At 63.4% G+C, this 17038-nt stretch carries 18 protein-coding genes and 2 pseudogenes; 6 read left to right on the top strand and 14 right to left on the bottom strand.

Features of this window, described 5'->3' with window-relative positions; translation table 11 throughout:
- Positions 1-204: 204 nt before the first annotated feature.
- The 7 genes from FSO04_RS37095 to FSO04_RS37065 all read right to left on the bottom strand — a co-directional run bounded on the left by FSO04_RS37095 (position 205) and on the right by FSO04_RS37065 (position 7253).
- Positions 205-936 carry a phosphorylase gene (locus tag FSO04_RS37095; RefSeq protein WP_154566455.1) on the bottom strand — a complete coding sequence of 244 codons (732 nt, stop codon included), beginning with the start codon at positions 934-936 and terminating at the stop codon, positions 205-207.
- Between the two features lie 3 nt (positions 937-939).
- Positions 940-3000: a squalene--hopene cyclase gene (gene shc / locus FSO04_RS37090; protein WP_154566454.1), complete on the bottom strand. Its 2061-nt coding sequence runs from the start codon at positions 2998-3000 to the stop codon at positions 940-942.
- A complete protein-coding gene (gene hpnE / locus FSO04_RS37085; RefSeq protein ID WP_154566453.1) occupies positions 2997-4274 on the bottom strand; it encodes a hydroxysqualene dehydroxylase HpnE in 1278 nt (425 codons plus the stop codon). The genes shc and hpnE overlap by 4 nt, the downstream gene beginning before the upstream one ends.
- 4 nt (positions 4275-4278) lie before the next feature.
- Positions 4279-5127, bottom strand: coding sequence for a presqualene diphosphate synthase HpnD (gene hpnD / locus FSO04_RS37080; protein ID WP_154566452.1), 849 nt, complete (start codon positions 5125-5127; stop codon positions 4279-4281).
- Between the two features lie 206 nt (positions 5128-5333).
- Positions 5334-6272 carry a sensor domain-containing diguanylate cyclase gene (locus tag FSO04_RS37075; RefSeq protein ID WP_154566451.1) on the bottom strand — a complete coding sequence of 313 codons (939 nt, stop codon included), beginning with the start codon at positions 6270-6272 and terminating at the stop codon, positions 5334-5336.
- Complete coding sequence (locus tag FSO04_RS37070; RefSeq protein WP_154566450.1) at positions 6269-6892, bottom strand: chemotaxis protein CheC; 624 nt, start codon at positions 6890-6892, stop codon at positions 6269-6271. The genes FSO04_RS37075 and FSO04_RS37070 overlap by 4 nt, the downstream gene beginning before the upstream one ends.
- A complete protein-coding gene (locus FSO04_RS37065) occupies positions 6885-7253 on the bottom strand; it encodes a response regulator (protein WP_028195969.1) in 369 nt (122 codons plus the stop codon). The genes FSO04_RS37070 and FSO04_RS37065 overlap by 8 nt, the downstream gene beginning before the upstream one ends.
- Positions 7254-7490: 237 nt before the next feature.
- Between FSO04_RS37065 and FSO04_RS37060 the strand changes: the two genes are divergently transcribed.
- The 3 genes from FSO04_RS37060 to FSO04_RS37050 all read left to right on the top strand — a co-directional run bounded on the left by FSO04_RS37060 (position 7491) and on the right by FSO04_RS37050 (position 11429).
- A complete protein-coding gene (locus FSO04_RS37060) occupies positions 7491-7802 on the top strand; it encodes a hypothetical protein (RefSeq protein WP_154566449.1) in 312 nt (103 codons plus the stop codon).
- A 129-nt stretch (positions 7803-7931) separates the two neighbouring features.
- Complete coding sequence (locus tag FSO04_RS37055; protein WP_154566448.1) at positions 7932-10220, top strand: hybrid sensor histidine kinase/response regulator; 2289 nt, start codon at positions 7932-7934, stop codon at positions 10218-10220.
- A 216-nt stretch (positions 10221-10436) separates the two neighbouring features.
- On the top strand, positions 10437-11429 hold the full coding sequence (locus FSO04_RS37050; RefSeq protein WP_154566447.1) for a hypothetical protein: 993 nt from the start codon (positions 10437-10439) through the stop codon (positions 11427-11429).
- Positions 11430-11845: 416 nt separating this feature from the next.
- On the opposite strand, the gene FSO04_RS37045 is transcribed toward FSO04_RS37050, so the two are convergent.
- The 3 genes from FSO04_RS37045 to FSO04_RS48395 all read right to left on the bottom strand — a co-directional run bounded on the left by FSO04_RS37045 (position 11846) and on the right by FSO04_RS48395 (position 13085).
- Positions 11846-12115, bottom strand: a complete 270-nt coding sequence (locus FSO04_RS37045) for a DUF6723 family protein (protein ID WP_233465119.1) — start codon at positions 12113-12115, stop codon at positions 11846-11848.
- A gap of 11 nt (positions 12116-12126) precedes the next feature.
- Positions 12127-12411 carry a hypothetical protein gene (locus FSO04_RS37040; protein ID WP_054034198.1) on the bottom strand — a complete coding sequence of 95 codons (285 nt, stop codon included), beginning with the start codon at positions 12409-12411 and terminating at the stop codon, positions 12127-12129.
- Positions 12412-12953: 542 nt separating this feature from the next.
- Positions 12954-13085, bottom strand: coding sequence for a hypothetical protein (locus FSO04_RS48395; RefSeq protein WP_257021004.1), 132 nt, complete (start codon positions 13083-13085; stop codon positions 12954-12956).
- Positions 13086-13534: 449 nt separating this feature from the next.
- Between FSO04_RS48395 and FSO04_RS37035 the strand changes: the two genes are divergently transcribed.
- On the top strand, positions 13535-14143 hold the full coding sequence (locus tag FSO04_RS37035; protein WP_097397126.1) for an RNA polymerase factor sigma-70: 609 nt from the start codon (positions 13535-13537) through the stop codon (positions 14141-14143).
- On the top strand, positions 14130-14333 hold the full coding sequence (locus tag FSO04_RS37030; protein WP_154566445.1) for a zf-HC2 domain-containing protein: 204 nt from the start codon (positions 14130-14132) through the stop codon (positions 14331-14333). Before FSO04_RS37035 ends, FSO04_RS37030 begins: the two co-directional genes overlap by 14 nt.
- A gap of 117 nt (positions 14334-14450) precedes the next feature.
- Here FSO04_RS37030 and FSO04_RS37025 read toward each other — a convergent pair whose 3' ends face one another.
- Entirely contained in the window at positions 14451-14741 is a 291-nt protein-coding gene (locus tag FSO04_RS37025) for a DUF1272 domain-containing protein (RefSeq protein ID WP_154566444.1), read from the bottom strand.
- 137 nt (positions 14742-14878) lie between these two features.
- Positions 14879-15001: pseudogene (locus FSO04_RS47885) on the bottom strand (GntT/GntP/DsdX family permease); the annotation flags it as partial.
- Between the two features lie 181 nt (positions 15002-15182).
- Between FSO04_RS47885 and FSO04_RS37020 the strand changes: the two are divergent.
- The gene (locus tag FSO04_RS37020; protein WP_154566443.1) at positions 15183-16169 is read left to right on the top strand and encodes a sulfonate ABC transporter substrate-binding protein; all 987 of its coding nucleotides are present in this window, start codon (positions 15183-15185) and stop codon (positions 16167-16169) included.
- Positions 16170-16211: 42 nt separating this feature from the next.
- Here the strand turns inward: FSO04_RS37020 and arsC are convergent, their stop codons facing one another.
- Together arsC and FSO04_RS47160 are read right to left on the bottom strand one after the other, a co-directional pair.
- Positions 16212-16571 carry an arsenate reductase (glutaredoxin) gene (gene arsC, locus FSO04_RS37015; protein WP_154566442.1) on the bottom strand — a complete coding sequence of 120 codons (360 nt, stop codon included), beginning with the start codon at positions 16569-16571 and terminating at the stop codon, positions 16212-16214.
- Between the two features lie 244 nt (positions 16572-16815).
- Positions 16816-17038: pseudogene (locus FSO04_RS47160) on the bottom strand (hypothetical protein); the annotation flags it as partial.

Genomic DNA, 17038 nt, shown 5'->3' with positions numbered 1-17038 from the left:
TCGCGCTCTTACCCACGACCGCCCAGAAAAGCCAAACCCCATCTCCATCTCGCGTACAAGGTCGCTTGATGGAATGGGGCTTAAGTTGAGAGCATTGCCCCGCACAGGGGCAACGCTAATAGACCACCAGCAAATCAAGGAAAGGCACCAAAGCCAGATCAAGGAAAGGCCAACGCCCCAGGCAAACAGCCAAAACAACCGCCTTCAGCCAACAACCATCCTCAAAACCCCACCTTCCCCCATCGCATGCCGCGCCTGCACTAGCGAGGTCCGCGCCGCCCGCGCATCAACGGCCACCTGAATCAACGCCCCAATCTGCGAAGGCTGCCGCAAAAGCTCCCGCAAAATCGGCCCCAACGCAGTGGTGCCATCACCCCGCAAGCCAGCGGTCGCAGCAGAAGGCAAAGTCCGCCAAGCCGGATCAACAATCGCCCGACAAACCGCAAAGGGCACCCCATGCGCGGCAGCCGTCGCACCGGCAATATGCGATTCCATATCAACAGCCAAAGCCCCGGTCGAGCGATGCAACAACCGCTTGTCATCAGCGCTGACCAAAGGCGCGGTAACAGCCGCCACCACCCCACGCCGCAGACGCGCCACAAGCGGCCCCGTTGCCAGCGCGGCGGCAAACCTGTCAGCCCATGGCCGATCAGTCTCCAACCGCCCAAACGGCCCCTCAACAGCCTCCGCAACAATCAACGTGCCCGGCTCCAGATCGGGCGCCAACCCACCCGCCGTCCCGAAACTAACGATCCCCGAGCAGCCACGCGCGACGGCCGCGCTCAACGCCCGCTCCAGCAGATCGGCGCGAGCCGCGTAGACCACTTCGACGCCCTTGCCGCGCGCGATGCGCGCTTCGAACGCCATACCCGTCACCACGATCACCGGCAAGGTGTTGGAGCCGGCGTCGGCTGACAGCGTTGTCGACAGCGCCATCCGTTACATCCCGACCGCGACGCGTGTCAGCCCGTTACGTTTCAGATGACGGAAACGCGCCAGCGCCCACAACGGGAAGAACTTGCGATAGCCGTGGTAACGCAGATAGAACACGCGCGGGAAGCCGGTCGCCGTGAAGCGCGTTTCGTCCCACAGGCCGTGCTCGCGCTGTTCGCGCTGCAAATACTCGACGCCGCGCGCCACCGCCTCGTGATTCACCTCGCCTGCCGCCATCAGGCCCATCAGCGCCCATGCGGTTTGCGAAGCCGTGCTCGGCGCGCGCTCGTAGCCGTGATAGTCGAGCTTGTAGCTCTCGCCGCCCTCGCCCCAGCCGCCGTCTTCGTTCTGGATCGACAGAAGCCACTGTGCTCCGCGCTTCATGCGCGGATCGTCGTGCGGCAGGCCGGCGGCGTTCAGCGAACACAGTGCGGTCCACGTGCCATAGATATAGTTCAGGCCCCAGCGGCCGTACCAGCTACCGTCCGATTCCTGTTCCTTCAGCATGTAGTCGAACGCGCGCTGCGCCGGTTCGCTGCCCTGCGGAAATTCGCCGAGTTGTGCAAGCATCGACAGACAACGGCCCGACACGTCCGCGGTCGGCGGATCGAGCAGTGCGCCGTGATCGGAAAACGGAATGTTGTTCAGGTAGTACTGGGTGTTCTCGGGCTCGAACGCACCCCAGCCGCCGTCGCTGCTCTGCATGCCGACCACCCATTCGCGCGCGCGCGCAATGGCTTCGCGATCGACATCCGATTGCGTCAGTGCCGCCGAGCGTTGCATCGCCATCGCCACCACCGCCGTATCGTCGACGTCCGGATAGTGCGCGTTGTTGTACTGGAACGCCCAGCCGCCAGGACGCACGTTCGAACGGCGCGAGATCCAGTCGCCGCGCACATCGAGAATCTGCAGCGGACGCAACCAGGCGAGCCCGCGTTCGGCCGCCTGCTCGGCGTGTGCTTCGCCGGTCTCGAGCAGCGCATGCGCCACGAGCGAGGTGTCCCACACAGGCGACAGACACGGCTGGCAATATGCTTCGTCATCCTTGATGACGAGCAGCTTTTCGATCGACTGACGGGCGATTGCGCGATTCGGATGATCCGCCGGATAGCCGAGCACGTCGTACATCATCACCGAGTTGGCCATCGCAGGGAAAATCGCGCCGAGGCCGTCTTCACCGTTCAGCCGCTCGTCGACGAAGCGCACGGCCTCGCGCACCGAACGTTCTCGCGTCACCTTCGGGAACAGGCCGTCGATCATGCGCAACATCACGTCCACGCCGCGGAAGAAGCGGAACCAGCCGAGGTGCTGATGCGGCGCCCGATCGCGCATGCCGGTATTGACCGGGGCGCCGCGGAACAGCTCGTCGATACGCACACGACGGGGATTGCGCGCCACCGGCCGCTTCGCGTTCAGCACCAGCAACGGCACGATCACGGTACGCGCCCAGTACGACACCTTCGACAGATGGAACGGGAACCACATCGGCAGCAGCATGATTTCGACCGGCATCATCGGCACCGCGCGCCACGACACCACGCCGAACAGCGCAAGCAGAATCCGCGTGAACACGTTCACCGTTTCCGCGCCGCCGTTCGCCAGAATCGCTTCGCGCGCACGGACCATGTGTTCGGCGTCCGGCGAGTCGCCGATCATTTTCAGTGCGAAGTACGCCTTCACACTGGCGCTGACGTCCATCGCGCCGTCGGTGAAGAGCGGCCAGCCGCCATCCGCCAACTGGATGCGGCGCAAATAGCGGGCGATCTTCTGCTCCAGTTCCAGGTTCGGCGTTTCGGCGAGATAGTGAACGAGGAGCACATATTCGGCGGGAATCGTCGCGTCGGCTTCGAGTTCGTAGACCCAGTGACCGTCCGGTTTCTGCGCGCCGAGGATCGCATCGGTGGCGCGCGTGATCGCGGCGTCGAGCGACGTTGCGAACGCTTGCGGCGCAGCATCGGGCGCAGCGCTCGACACCGCGCTTGGCACCGCGTTTGACACATTCAGCGCCGCATCGGCGAATTCAGGCAGGACGGCGTCCAGCGGCTGGGCTTGAGATAAGTCGTTCATCGGCGTTCCATCGGTTGATTCAGCAGCGTGTCCGCGGCCTTCTGGCCAGAGCGGATCGCCCCTTCAATCGTCGCGGGCAGGCCGGTGGCCGTCCAGTCGCCCGCGAGCATCAAATTGTTCCAGCGAGTGCGCGTGCCGGGGCGCAGCATTTCCTGATCCGGCAAGGCGGCAAACGTCGCGCGCTTTTCCACCACGACCTGCCAGGCGGGCATCGGCTCGGCCGGCACGTTGGCAGCCTGGGCCACTTCGGCCCAGATGGTTTTCGCCAGCGCTTCATGCGGCGTGTCGAGCAGGCGCTCAGCGGCGTTGACCGTGACCGACATGCGGCCCTCGAAGGCAAACAGCCAATCGGCCGTCGCATTGAGCAGTCCCGTGATCGGCGCCATGCCGAACGGCGGCTCGACCGCGAAATGCACGTTGAGAGTCGCGGCGAAGCGATTCGGCGAACGCAAACCGGGCACGAGCGTCTGAGCGATGTCCGGCGGCACAGCAAGCACCACGGCCTGGTTGGCTTCGATCGCGATGCTTTCGTCCGCGAAATTCAGTGCCGAGATACGGCCGGGGCCGGCGCCGCCGTCGGCAAACACGATGTCCGTCAGGCGCGACCCGAGCCGGATTGCCGCGCCGCCATGCTGCAAAAGACGCAGCGCCGGGTCGACAAAGGCGCTGCCCAGACCGTTCTTCGCCACCAGAGGCCGGCAGGCGAGGCCACCGGCGACCAGCGTCTCCCTGACCATCGCTGCCGTCAGCTCCGCCGACGCTTCACGCGGCTCGACATTGAGCATTGCGAGAAACAGCGGCCGCAGCAGGCGGTCCCACAGCGGGCCATTGCAGCGCATGGTTTGCGCCACACTGCGCCCGGGCTTGGCGAACAGCAGCGGCACGAGCGCAAGGTAGTCGCTCGGCCCGGTGTTCGGCACCCGCGCGTTCGGGTCGAAGACCCACCAGGGCAGGCGGCCCGGCGACATGCGCACGGTCCAGCGCGCCCGCGTCGCCAGATCCACGAACGGATACTCGGGCTGAGCCGCGCCGACCAGTTCGTCGGCGGCGCCGATCGCGCGCACGTAGTTGAGCGTGGCGTAATTGCCCGACAACACCATGTGATTGCCGCTGTCGATGGTCGCACCCAGCTTGGGGTCGTAATACGACCGGCAACGGCCGCCCGCCTGCGGCGCCGCTTCATGCAACACGACTTGTGCGCCGCGGCGCTGCAATTGCACCGCCGCGGCCAGGCCGGCGAGGCCGGCGCCGATCACATGGATGAGCTTCGGCATCAGCTCAGAAGAGCGCGTAACGCGCGACGATCCACAGCATGCGCAGTTTCGGCTTGCTGACCTTCGTACGCGGAATGTCGAAGCCGCGCTCGAGCGTGCGTTCGAGCAGCACGCGATAGACGCCCGACATGATGCGTGGTGCGCGCACATGGCTGCGCGGCTCGCGGTCCATGATCGCGTCAGAAGCGGCGAAATGCTCCTTGGCGCGCTCGGCGAGCGTCGCGCAGACGCGCGGCAGCGACGGATCGTCGGCGATCTGGGTCGGGCTCGTCACTGCAATGCCTTCGCGCGCCAGCAATTCGTGCGGGAGGTAGCAGCGGTTGATGCCGGCGTCTTCGTCGATATCGCGCAGGATGTTGGTCAGTTGCAGCGCGCGGCCCAGATGGTGCGCGAGCAAACGGCCCGGCTCGTCCTGCATCCCGAATATCCTCACCGACAGACGGCCCGCCGCGCTCGCGACGCGGTCGCAGTACAGGTCGAGCGTGGCTTCGTCGGGTGCGCAGATGTCGGCGGCGGCGTCCATCGCCATGCCGTCGATCATCGCGTAAAAATCTTCGCGTTGCAGGTGAAACGTATGAATGTGCCGCGTCAGCGCGCGCAAGGAAGCGCGCGGTGCGCCGGCGTAGCACGCGTCGATGTCGGCGCGCCAGCGCTCGAGCGCGGCGGCGCGTTCGGCGCGCGGCATGTCGCTGTCGGCGATATCGTCGACAGCGCGGCAGAAAGCGTAGACCTGATACATCGCGTCGCGCTGCGCGGCCGGCAGGATGCGCATCGCGAGATAGAACGAGCTGCCGGACGTGGCGGCAGCGGCGTCGATTTCTGTATCGTCCACGACAAGATTGGAAACAGCCAAGACGATCTCCGCTGGAGGCGCCCGCTGAAAGGCGTTCAAGAAGTTTTGTGTTTACTGCAAGGCAAGCGCCCCGCGCGCGCGGACACGCGCGAAACACCCGGCTGGGATGCCGGAAACGGCGAAAAGTATAACAACCTTTGTGAGATGCCGCAGTTTAGGGGTGAATAAGGGGCCGGAAGACAGGGGTGGCGCTTCGCGAGAAACGCTCAGGTAAACGCCACCGAGCGATTGCGCCCCTGCCGCTTGGCGCTATACAGCGCCGCGTCGGCTTCATTGATGAGCACGTCGTACGCCGGCACGCCCAGGCGCGCCGCCGCACCACCGACGCTGGCCGTCACCGGCACGCTCGTGCCCTGCACGTCGACCGGCGTGTCGGCGATCGTGCAGCGAATTTTCTCCGCGACCCGCATGGCGTCCTCGAGCGGCGTACACGGCAACAGCAACGCAAATTCCTCGCCGCCGAAACGCCCGAAGGTATCCTGCGCCCGCACCACTTCGGCGACGCGCTGCGCCATCACGCGCAACACCGTATCGCCGACGCCGTGACCGAACTGGTCGTTGATTTTCTTGAAGTGGTCGAGATCGAACAGCAGCACGGACATCTCGCCGCCGTAGCGCTGCCAGCGCGTGAATTCGTCGCGCAGGCGCGCTTCGAAATAACGCCGGTTGGCGATGCCGGTCAGACCGTCGCGGTCCGCGTATTCCTGCAGCTTGGCGACCGCCTCTTCACGCTCGCGCTGCACGATGCTGACATGCGTGACGTCAGAGATGGTCACGCACACGGCCACCACTTCGCGATCGCGCATGAGCGGCATGAAGGTGCAGTCCTGCTGCATGAAGTCGACGCCGCCGGTAATCGGCCGGTCGTGATCGAACTTGAACAGGTACGGGCGCTGCTCCCACGAACTGAACGCGAAACTGCCGAGCTGAAACACGCTTTCGATCTTGCGCGACAGCCACACGCGCGGCAATTCCGGAAAGTGCGTGAAGAGCGATTTGCCGACCACCTGCTCCGGCGTCAAGCCGCTGTGATCCTGCATGAAGCGATTCCACATCAACACGGTCATGTTGCGATCGAGCACGAAGATGCCGAAACCGACACGTTCGACCACCAGATCGCTCAATGACTCCGCGGATACATTCATAAGCTGGACAACAGCTCGTCGAGCGCCTCGTTCATATGGCGGATCGACTCTTCGGCCATCAGCATCACTAGGTGCGCGCGGAAGCTCTGATCCTCGAGCGCGAAATTGACTTCCACCAGCAGCGCGACTTCCCACTGCAGCACGCCGGGCTGGAACACTTCGTCGAGCGTCATCGCTTCACCGAGCAGGCCCGGCGCGGAGAAGACCGGCGTGCGGTCGAGCTGGTCGAGAATGCACGAGACACACGCGCCCGTCAGCACGTTCGCGACGTCGAACACGAGTTCCTGCTGGCTCACCGCCTCATAGCTCGAGCGCGAATACGGGTCGCTCACGAGCGAACACAACTGGTCGATGCTGTCGCTGCGACAGATCACCAGCGCTTCGCCCTTGATGTCGGAGCGAAAGCCCTGGCGCACCGCGCTCACCGTGTCCTCGATCCCGGTCATCTCGCGCAGCGCCTCAGCCGCCTCGCTCACCGCCACCACCTTCACGCGCGGCACCGACAATTCGATGAACGCATCGAGCAGGCTCGCGAGACGCGTCGCGGCCTGGCCCATCGCCAGATTGGCGACCTCTTGCAGCGCGTCGCGCTGGTCTTCGGTGAGGACTGGCTCAGACATACAACCCGTACTCCTTGAGGATGGGTAGTACCGCCTCGGGCGTCACGGGCTTGGCGATGAATGCGGCGGCGCCGAGCGCACGCACGCGCGACTGGGCCATCGGCTGAACATCGGCGGAGACGACAATGACGAAGGTGTTCAGATCCTCATGCTGCAATGCTTCCAGCACCTGATAGCCGGTCATGTCCGGCATCGTCAGGTCGAGGAACATCACCGACGCTTTGCCTTCGCGATACAGGCCGAGCGCTTCGCGCCCGTTCGTCGCGTAGGACACGTCGACATCCCAGTCCGGCGGCAATGCCTTGGTGAGCACCTTGCGGGCAAGCAATGAATCGTCGGCGATCACAATAGGCAAAGGCATGGGCGGGTCGGTAAGCGGAATTAGCTCTGGCGCGTTAACGGCGGGTAGAGGTGATTTCTTTAGCGCGCGGTCTGTCGACCGGCGCTCAAGCGGGCTGAAGCTTGCGAGAATGCAGCTTGCAAACGAGCGGGGAGCGCGCGCAGCGAGGCGTTTGTGACGGAAGCCGTGGGCGCGCATGGATGCGTGCGAGCACGGTGGACGACGGCTATGACCGGCATGTTCGAGCCTACCCCGTAGATGAATCCGCGCGGCTTCACGGATCGGGCTGGTCCCCTTGCCGCGCGCCTGTTTCCGCGAGCGCCTTCGGTCACGCGTTGTGCGCGTTGCCTGGCGGTCCTCGCGGCAGATGCATCCGAACATGGCGGACGCATTATTTGTGATGGCATCGATTTTCGAAGCAAATTGGCGGAAAGGCAACTCGCCAATTTCGCCTTGATTAAAGAGATTTTCCCAATAAGTACTATTTTTGAAAATATTTCGGTAGATTTGGAAGGCTTTCTTTTACATTTATACTTTTGTGTACGTTTGCGCTTCTCGATTTGTCACTGATTCAAACGGCCGACAAATCGGGGGCCGACCATTTGTCACAGTAACCAGTACGGCTGCTACATGTCTATGCTTTTTGTATGACACCGACTCCCGGCCTTTTCGTCCTGAACGACCTTAGCGTTACCGACCATGACACCAGAACGGTTCGACCCGCCTGAAGCGAGCCGCCCTCCCGCTAGCCGCCAGGACGAGGCGCGGTTTCCAGCCGTACCGGAACATAATTTCCACGTCCGGCGCATCACGCTGATCGCGCTGCTGATCGCAGCCATCGTGCTGCCTTGCGTGTACGTCGCGGCGATGGCGTTCAGCGATCTGCGCGCGCGCATGGCCGACGCAACCGACGTGACGCTGCGCACCGTGCGCGTGGCGGAAGAACACGCGCTGAAAGTGTTCGACATGAACGAGACGCTCGACTCGCGGATTGTCGATCTGACGCAAGGTCTGGACGACAACGGCATTCGCGCTCAAGAAGGCGAGATCCACGAGAAGCTGCGCACCATGGGCGGCGGCTATCCTCAGGTGGCGGCCGTCTCGATCTTCGGCCGCGAGGGTGATCTCCTCGCCACCAGCCGTTTCTATCCTGCGCCGGAGTTGTCGATCGCCGACCGCGACGATTTCACCGGCATTCGCGACGGCAAGGGGCTCGAGCATGTCTCAAAGGTCATGACGGGACATGTGGTGGGCGAACAGGTGTTCAACACGGGCGTGGAGCGGCTCGCAGCCGACGGCTCATTTGCGGGAGTGGTCTCGGTCGCCCTGCGGCCCAGCTATTTCGATGCGTTCTACCGGGAACTGCTCGGCGGCAGCGACAGCACGCCGATGATCATGAGCCTCGTGCGCACCGACGGCGCGATCCTCGCGCACTATCCGCGCCGCCCGCGCGAGCCGCTGGCAACGGCGCCGAATTCGCCACTGGCCGAAGCGCTGGCGCAAGGGCGGCGAGCCGGCGTCGTACGCATGCATTCCGACATCGACGACGACAACGTGATTCTGGCGTTCCGGCGCATCGGCGCCTATCCGGTCTACGCGTTGTGCGGCTATCGCACCTCGGCGATCTGGACCGCGTGGTACCGGCACCTCAGTGTGCTGATCCTGTCGATGTTCACGCCATCCATCGTGTTGTGGTGCGTGATCTGGCTGTCGCTGCGGCGCCTCGGCGCCGAGGAGGAGGCGTGGGAGCGCTGGCAGGCCGAAGCCTCGATGCGCCGCTCGATCGAATCCGCGTATCGCCAGTCGCGCAAGATGGAGGCGCTCGGCAACCTGGTCGGCAGTGTGGCGCACGATTTCAACAACCTGCTGATGATCGTCTCGGCCAACGTGCAGATCGCCCGGCGGCGCGGCACGCCGGGGCTCGACCGCGAATTGTCCGCGATGGAGCGGGCGCTCAAGGGCGGCCAGTCGCTCACCCGCCAATTGCTTGGCGTCGCGCGCAAGCAGCCGTTGCGCAACGAGACGCTGGCGCTCGAGCGTTGGCTGCCGGCGTGCCGCGAACTGCTGCGCGCATCGCTCGGCGCGAAGATTTCGCTGGTAATGGACATCGGCGTCGATATCTGGCCCATGCGTGTGGACGTCGCCGAGCTCGAACTGGCGCTGATCAACGTCGCGGTGAACGCGCGCGACGCCATGCCCAACGGTGGCCGCTTCACGGTTCGAGCCGCCAATATCAACTTCCGCCACCAGGACGGCTTTCCCCTGACCGGCGATTTCGTGCAACTGTCGCTTGAAGATACCGGTGGCGGCATGCCGCCTGAAGTGCTCGCGCGCGCCTTCGAACCGCTTTTCACCACGAAGCCGAAAGGCATGGGCACCGGTCTCGGCCTGCCGCAGGTTTTCGCCTTCTGCGAGCGCTCCGGCGGCCTTGCCGCGATCGACAGCGCAATCGGCGCAGGCACCTCGGTGCGCCTCTATCTGCCGCGCGCCACAGCCGCCCCCGAGGCCGAACTGCCGGCTGAAACGGGCGCCGAGGAAAGCGGCACGCCGCACGGCTTGCGCATCCTGCTGGTCGAGGACAACGACGAAGTCGCCGCCGGCACCGAGGCCCTGTTGCAGATGATGGGCCACCAGGTCACCTGTGTATTCAACGCCGATACCGCGCTCTGCCTGTTCGACGACGCCCACGCGCGGCAGGCGCGCACCGGCGAGCCGCTGCCATTCGATCTGGTGCTGTCGGACATCCACATGCCCGGCACGATGAACGGCATCGACCTGGCCGAAGCCGTGCAGGCTTTCGACACCCGGCTGCCGGTCATTCTGGTCACCGGCTATGCGGAAGAACTCGACCGTGCGCGGCATGTCAACGTGCGGGTGCTGTCCAAACCCTTCGATATCGCGTTGCTGGAAGAACTCCTGCAAGCGATCCAGCGCGAGCTGGCGCAAACGGGCGCCGATCCGGCTGCGGCGGCGCATCCGGCCGGCTAACGCCAGCCTTTTCTGCGTCGCCGCCAATTACCGGCGGTTGTAAAAGCGCGGCAGCGGAATGCCGCGGTTTCTACGTAACCAGATCGGCGCAAGCGGCCAGCAGCGGGCGTGCGGACACGTTGTGCCGCCCCGGCATGATCGTTGCGATGTTTTTAGGGAAGCAGGCCGACGCGTTCTTGCGCCGTTCGATCCACCTAAAACCGTCGGGAGACAGCCATGCGACATACCGTGATTGGTTTATTCGACACCTATTCTCAAGCCGAGGCCGCGCGCGACACGCTTGTGCAGACCGGTTTTGCACGCGACACGATCGAGTTGCAGGCGAATCCCGAACCCTCCGTCGGCTCCGCAACCGACGAGGTCGCCGGTTCCGGCGTGCTCGCCAATATCGAGCGTTTTCTCTCGAACCTGTTTGCGAGCGGCCCTCGCGCGTCGGAAACGGCTCGCTACACGGAAGCCGTGCGCCGCGGCGCCGTGCTGGTCTGCGTGAGCGCAGCCAGCGAATCGCATGCGGAGCTCGCTCGCAATACCTTGAAGAGGCTGGGCGCGACCGACATCGGCGAGCGCTCGCCCGATTGGGACACGCCGACGGAATCGAGCCGCGATCATTCGATACTCGATGAACTCGGCATTGGCGCGGTGACGCCTGGCACGCCGCATACATCGAGCGTAACAACGCCCGGCGTGGCAACGCCGGCTTCAACCACGCGACCTGCAACCCCGGCCGATCCGCTCTATCCGCCGCCGCTCATGGGCACCGACGCCGAGCCGTTCGTCCCGCCGCCGCTGGCTGAGCGGCCGATGCGCGACGCGGTCGGCGATGCGGAACGTACCGCGATTGCGGCCGGTTCGATGCCGGGTTCGGGCGCGATCTTGCAGCCGTCGGATGTCGTCTCCGAAGCGGGGCAGCCGACCGCGGGTCTAGGCAGCCAGATGCCGAACGAGTATCTGGAATACGAAGAGGACTTCCGCACGCACTACGACGAGCAATACGCGGCTGAGAACGCGCGCTATGAAGATTACGTGCCGGCCTATCGCTACGGCGCGGAGATCGGTCAGGACGCGCGTTATCGCGATCGGCTGTGGGACGACGTCGAGCCGGAAGCCCGGCGCCATTGGGAAAACACCTCGCCCGACAGCACGTGGGAGCGCTTCAAGCTCGCCGTGCGTCATGGCTGGGAACGGGTGACGGGACATCATCACGTCTAAGCGGGGGAGCGGTAGCGCCGGCGTGCCGTGAAGTTGCGGCAACGTCGGCGTTTTTCGTCTGGATAGGCGCCGGCAAAGCCGCCTGATTTGGCCCGAATTGGTCGTCAGGCAGCGACCACTGCGATGTGATGGGCCATGGTTCGCTTCCTTGAGGTTAGGCGCTTAACGCGCAAAAGGGTACGAACTGCCCATCATAGGCAATGGCCGGGCGGTACGGTGACGGCGCGCACTAAAAGCGCCGACTTCTGGTTGCGCAGGTCCAGACCTCGAAAGTTGCGCCTGGTGGATAACCCGGTAGCAACTAAAGTTATCCACAGATTCACTGAATAACCTTGTGGATAACTGGTACTTTTGCCTTGTCAATCAAGCATGCTTTCGGCATAGGACGATTTGAGGCAACTGGACGTTCTTCGCTGTCATTCCGGGACAGCGATGTCGCCATCCACAAGCTGCCAGCCGTACGTCTCGGCAAACACCTGAGCCGCATCCGCATTTTCAAAAAACGGCATGTCCGCATGGCCCTGAAAGGGATAGATCACGCGCTCGTCGCTCAACCGGGTCACTTTCAGCGTCGGCACCGTCCCGCTGGAGGTTCGACGCGACGACACCGCGACCTGATAGTTCGCGCGGCCGGTCAGCGGCGTGGAATTCGCGCCCTGCGAGCGCCTGGAAACGTGGCTTGCCATCGGTGCGCGCATCAGAGTCCGACGATCGACTCGCCGGCAACCATGCCGTCGATCACCCGCTCCGCGTAACTCGCTGATGCAATGCGCGCGTCGCCTGCCGCGCCAAACGGGGAACGGCTCGGCACGCGAAATACACGGCTGCTGGTCAAGGTGTCGTCGGTGCCGCGCCGGCAGATTCGCACTGCGGCGTCGAAACCCGAATCGTAATGGCGGGCGCCATCGGCAGAACGCGGCTGATGCGGATAAACCAATGGATAAATCTCAAGGCCCCGATAGCTTCTGATCGTATTGTTCATGGTAGTCGTCTCCGGTTAAGGATCTCGCTTGAAACGTGTCGCTGTGTGTTGGGCGTGACGCCGGGCGAGTCGCGGCGTTTCAGCGAACAAGGTGTTGGTCGGCGACGATGCGCATCAGGAGCGGCGTCTGTGAGGCCACGCCGACGACACCGTCAAGCGAAGTAGAAGGAAAGGACCCCGTTCGATTCAGGGCGCTGTGATGAGAGGCTGATGCCTGAGGGACTGCGCAGGACGCACAGGAGAACTGCAAGCTGTTGGCTCACTGTAACACGTTAGAAGAGTGAGCATTAGGCGCATTTGCGCGCCGGGCGCGGGTGTTGCTTCGGAGTGCCGGGTATTGCGTACCGCTTTCTGTTTCTCGACGCTCGTACGCTGATAAAGTGGGCCCGCAGCCATGTTCTGCGGATGCTTCACACGCGCGTCAAAACGCTCGAGATTAAACGCAGAAAGGGCGCCTTGATCGGCGCCCTTTCCTGATTTCGAGAACCCGCCTCGTCCGCAGACTTGTGCCGGACAGGTGTCCGACCGCATCCGTCAGACGATTAGTTGCCGAAGAACACGTTGCAGTACGATGCCGGGCCGCTGCATTGGGCCGGCGCAGCAGCTTGAGCTGCGCCCGACGCAGCAGCAAACAGGGCGACGGAAGCGATCAGGGCGGTAAGAATGCGTTTCATGGTGCTACTCCTCTTCAGCGATTGGTTCGCGATCCGGGGTGATCGATGGAGTGGAGAATAGCGATTCAGCGTCCGCCTAAAAATACCGAAGACAAGAAGATGTTTTTTCAAATAATGAAATAATCCGGGCACGTGTTTGCGGCGGGCTTGAGACGTGTATCGCTGCACGTCTCGCCCATGCGCTTGAAGTTGCGGTGGGCCGCCGCAGTCTTGATTTCGTTTTTCGCAATAATATTTTTTGCTGTCATAAAGTCCGTTGCGGCACGACTAAGGTCATCTGGTCTTCGCTTGCTGGCGGGCACATGTTCAATACCAATTCGCTTGCGCTGGAACGTGCGGGAGAATGGCGCACATGTCCGGGAACTGCGCGAGGAAACCCACCCGCCTATGAACCACAACGATTCAAAAGAAAACGCGCGGCAACCGCGAGCGCGGCGACGGAGCCTGCCATGGCGCAAGTAAGCGGGCCGGCGCTCGATGATCCCGTTTATCTGACGCAATTGCGGCGCGACCTGTTGCGCTTCGCCCGTTTACAACTACGCGATGCCGCTGCCGCCGAAGACGCCGTCCAGGAGGCCCTGGCCGCCGCCTGGACACAAGCCGACCGGTTTGCCGCGCAATCGGAGCACAAGACGTGGGTGTTCGGCATCCTGCGCCACAAGCTCGTCGACACCTTGCGCGCCCGGCAGCGCACGGTGAATCTGTCGGCGCTCGAATCCGAAATCGACGGCGAAACGCTGCTCGATCGCGAGCTCTTCAAGGACAACGGCCACTGGTCACGCGAGAGTAAGCCGCAACCATGGCCGACGCCGGAAACCGCGCTGCGCCAGCAGCAATTCTGGACCTTGTTCGAGATGTGTCTGGAACACCTGCCCGAGCACATCGGGCGCGTGTTCATGATGCGCGAATTCCTCGATCTCGAAACCGAAGCAATCTGCGCCGAACTGCAGATGACCGCCAATCACTGCAGCGTGCTGATTTACCGCGCGCGGCTGCGCTTGCGCACTTGCCTGAGCGAAAAGGGCCTATCCAGAGAGGATGCGAATGGGGAAGTGTAAGCACATCACGCGCCTGTTGTCGGACGCGCTCGACCGCCGTTTGACGACCGGCGAATGGGTTGCGATCCGGCTGCATCTGCCGACTTGCAGCGGCTGCCGCAATTACCGCAAACAGATCCGTCTGCTGCGCGTAGCGGCGCGCACGGTGAGCGGGGTGGCGACGCCGGGCGCGGGCGGTGGTGACGATTGAAGCGGCGCTTGGGGCGTCTGGCCGGCCTTAGGGCCGCTGTGCATCGAGCGGTGGCCTGGTGGTGCGCTGCAATGGACGGCAGCGCGCTTGAACGCCGCCTTGTGCCGGTGGCGCTTGTTAGCGCTCGCCAGGCGGCGTGTTCCGATAGCGCTCGAAGAAGCTTGCGTGCGCCGCTTCGTCGATGGAGACGGGATGCGCTTCGGTACGGGCCGGATGTTTGGCCAACTGCGCGCGCGTGCGGATCGGCCGATGCTGGAAATTGCCGCCGCAGTTCGGACACACGTTGCGCAGCGTGCTGAGCGCACACACTTCGCAGAAAGTGCATTCGTACGTGCAGATCATCGCGTCGGGCGCGTTCGGCGGCAGTGACTTGCCGCATCCTTCGCAGGACGGCCTCAGTTCAAGCATGGTGGCTCCGGGTCGGCAGGAAAGCGAGGCGCGGGACTGCGCCTCGTCTGTGTCGAAGCAGTGTAAGCGGAGCGGGCTAAGCGGAATTGACAGCCAGGCGTCAATTCCTGCCACCGTTTGCGATCCCCACGGCAGGCTCAGGTCAACACGGTCCACAACGCGAACGTCAATGCGAGGCCGACGACAGATACGATCGTCTGCAGCACCGACCGGACCATCACCGTCTGCTTCAATTGCAGCCCGAAATACTCGCGGATGACGGATTGTAGCGGGGCAAGGCGACTTGACGCAGTCAGACACGCAGAGCGGGACCTCTGGGATGTCCCGGCCTCTCCGGCGTGATTTGCTTATGCGAATTTATCGGTTCGTCCAGGCTTGCAGACGAATTATCGTCGAAGCTAATCGGTCCGTTTCGCGTCCGTTTTTTTAACGAGTACCTTTATGTCCCGTCATCCGTTGCTCACGCGCCGCGCGTTCATCGCAGGCGTGAGCGCCTCGCTGGCCGCCGCGGCCTTGCCCGTCGTTGTCTCCACCTCAGTCTTCGCCGCGGATGCGCATGCGAAGGAATTTCGCATCGGTTATCAGAAAGCGGCCAATACGCTCGTGTTGCTGAAGGCGCACGGCACGCTCGAAAAGCTGCTCGCACCGCGTGGCATCACGGTCAAATGGACTGAGTTTCCCGCCGGCCCGCAGTTGCTCGAAGGATTGAATGTCGGCGCGATCGACTTCGGTTATGTCGGCGAGGCGCCGCCGGTGTTCGCGCAGGCGGCCGGCGCGAACTTCGTCTATACCGCGTATGAAATCCCGACGCCGCATGCCGAAGGCATCCTGGTCCATCAGGACGCGCCGATCAAAACGCTCGCTGATCTGAAGGGCAAAAAGATCGCGTTCAATAAAGGTTCGGACGTTCACTGGTTTCTGGTCGCCGCGTTGCAGAAGAGCGGCGTGAAATACAGCGACATCCAACCCGTTTTTCTGGCGCCCGCCGATGCGCGTGCGGCCTTCGAACGCGGAGCGATCGACGCATGGGCAATCTGGGACCCGTTCCTCGAGGCCGCAAAACGCCAGTCGAATGCCCGCTTGCTCGCCGACGCCGAAGGCATCGTCAGTCACCATCAGTTCTTCCTGAGCGCGCGGCCGTTTGCGGAGCAAAACGGTGACGTGCTCGCGATCGTGATGGACGAGGTAGGTAAAGAGGGGGCGTGGGTACGCGGCCACTACAGCGAAGCCGCCGCTCAGCTCGCGCCGATTCAGGGCCTTGACGCAGGTGTGATCGAAGCGGGTTTGCGGCACTACGCGCATATCTACAAACCCATCGACGCGGACGTGCTTGCAGAACAACAACGTATTGCCGACACATTCAGCGAGCTGCGCATCATCCCGACAAAAATCGTGACGAAGGACGCTGCATTGCCTACCAAGGCCTAGGTCACTTGGGCTCAGGTCACGTAGACCGCGATGTTTCGACGCCTACGCGAATAGCACTTCGACATTTTCCGGCGGGCGGCCAATCACGGCTCGCCCGTTTCGCACGACGATCGGTCGTTGCAGGAGAATTGGGTGCTTTGCCAATGCTTCGTATAACTGAGCGTCGCTAAGCGTGGTGTCGGAGAGGTCGAGTGCTTTGTATTCGGCTTCGGTGTCGCGGATCATCTCGCGGACTGTGCAGCCTAGCTGCGTGTTGAGTTGCTGTAACTGCGCGACCGTGAGAGGTTGCTTCAGGTATTCGACAATTTCCGTTGGTTCATTGGCGCTGTTGTAGGTGGCGGCGATCAGGTCGCAAGTGGCTCGCGATTTTGAACAGCGAGGGTTGTGGTAGATGGTGATCATGGTTGGTTGGGTAAGCGTTGCTTGTGTTGGGGTGCAGGGTGCTTTTTCGTGGGGGGATTTTAGCGGGTGCGGGGAGTTGGGTGGATGTCCGGCGCGGGCGGACGGGTTTCGTCGGGACGGAAAAGGGGCGCTGTCTGTTGGTGATTGTGTAGTTCGGTTTATGCGCATAAAGCGCCTGCGTGAAGTTGTCTTCACGCGCCTCCTTGGGGCGACCTCGTCGCTCTGCTGAACGCTTCGACTCATATCATGTGCCGGCCGCTGCATGCATGAACGTGGTGCTTCGTGCAGCCGCCACCCAGTCCCAGTCCCAGTCCCAGTCCCAGTCCCAGTCCCAGTGCCAGTGCCGTGCCGTGCCGTGCCGTGCCGTGCCGTGCCGTGCCGTGCCGTGCCGTGCCGTGCCGTGCCGTGCCGTGCCGTGCCGTGCCGTGCCGTGCCGTGCCGTGCCGTGCCGTGCCGTGCCGTGCCGT

Source organism: Paraburkholderia madseniana (genome assembly GCF_009690905.1).
GTDB lineage: Bacteria > Pseudomonadota > Gammaproteobacteria > Burkholderiales > Burkholderiaceae > Paraburkholderia > Paraburkholderia madseniana.
Note: the sequence above shows the minus strand (reverse complement) of the source record. Positions and strands in the feature narration are given on the sequence as shown.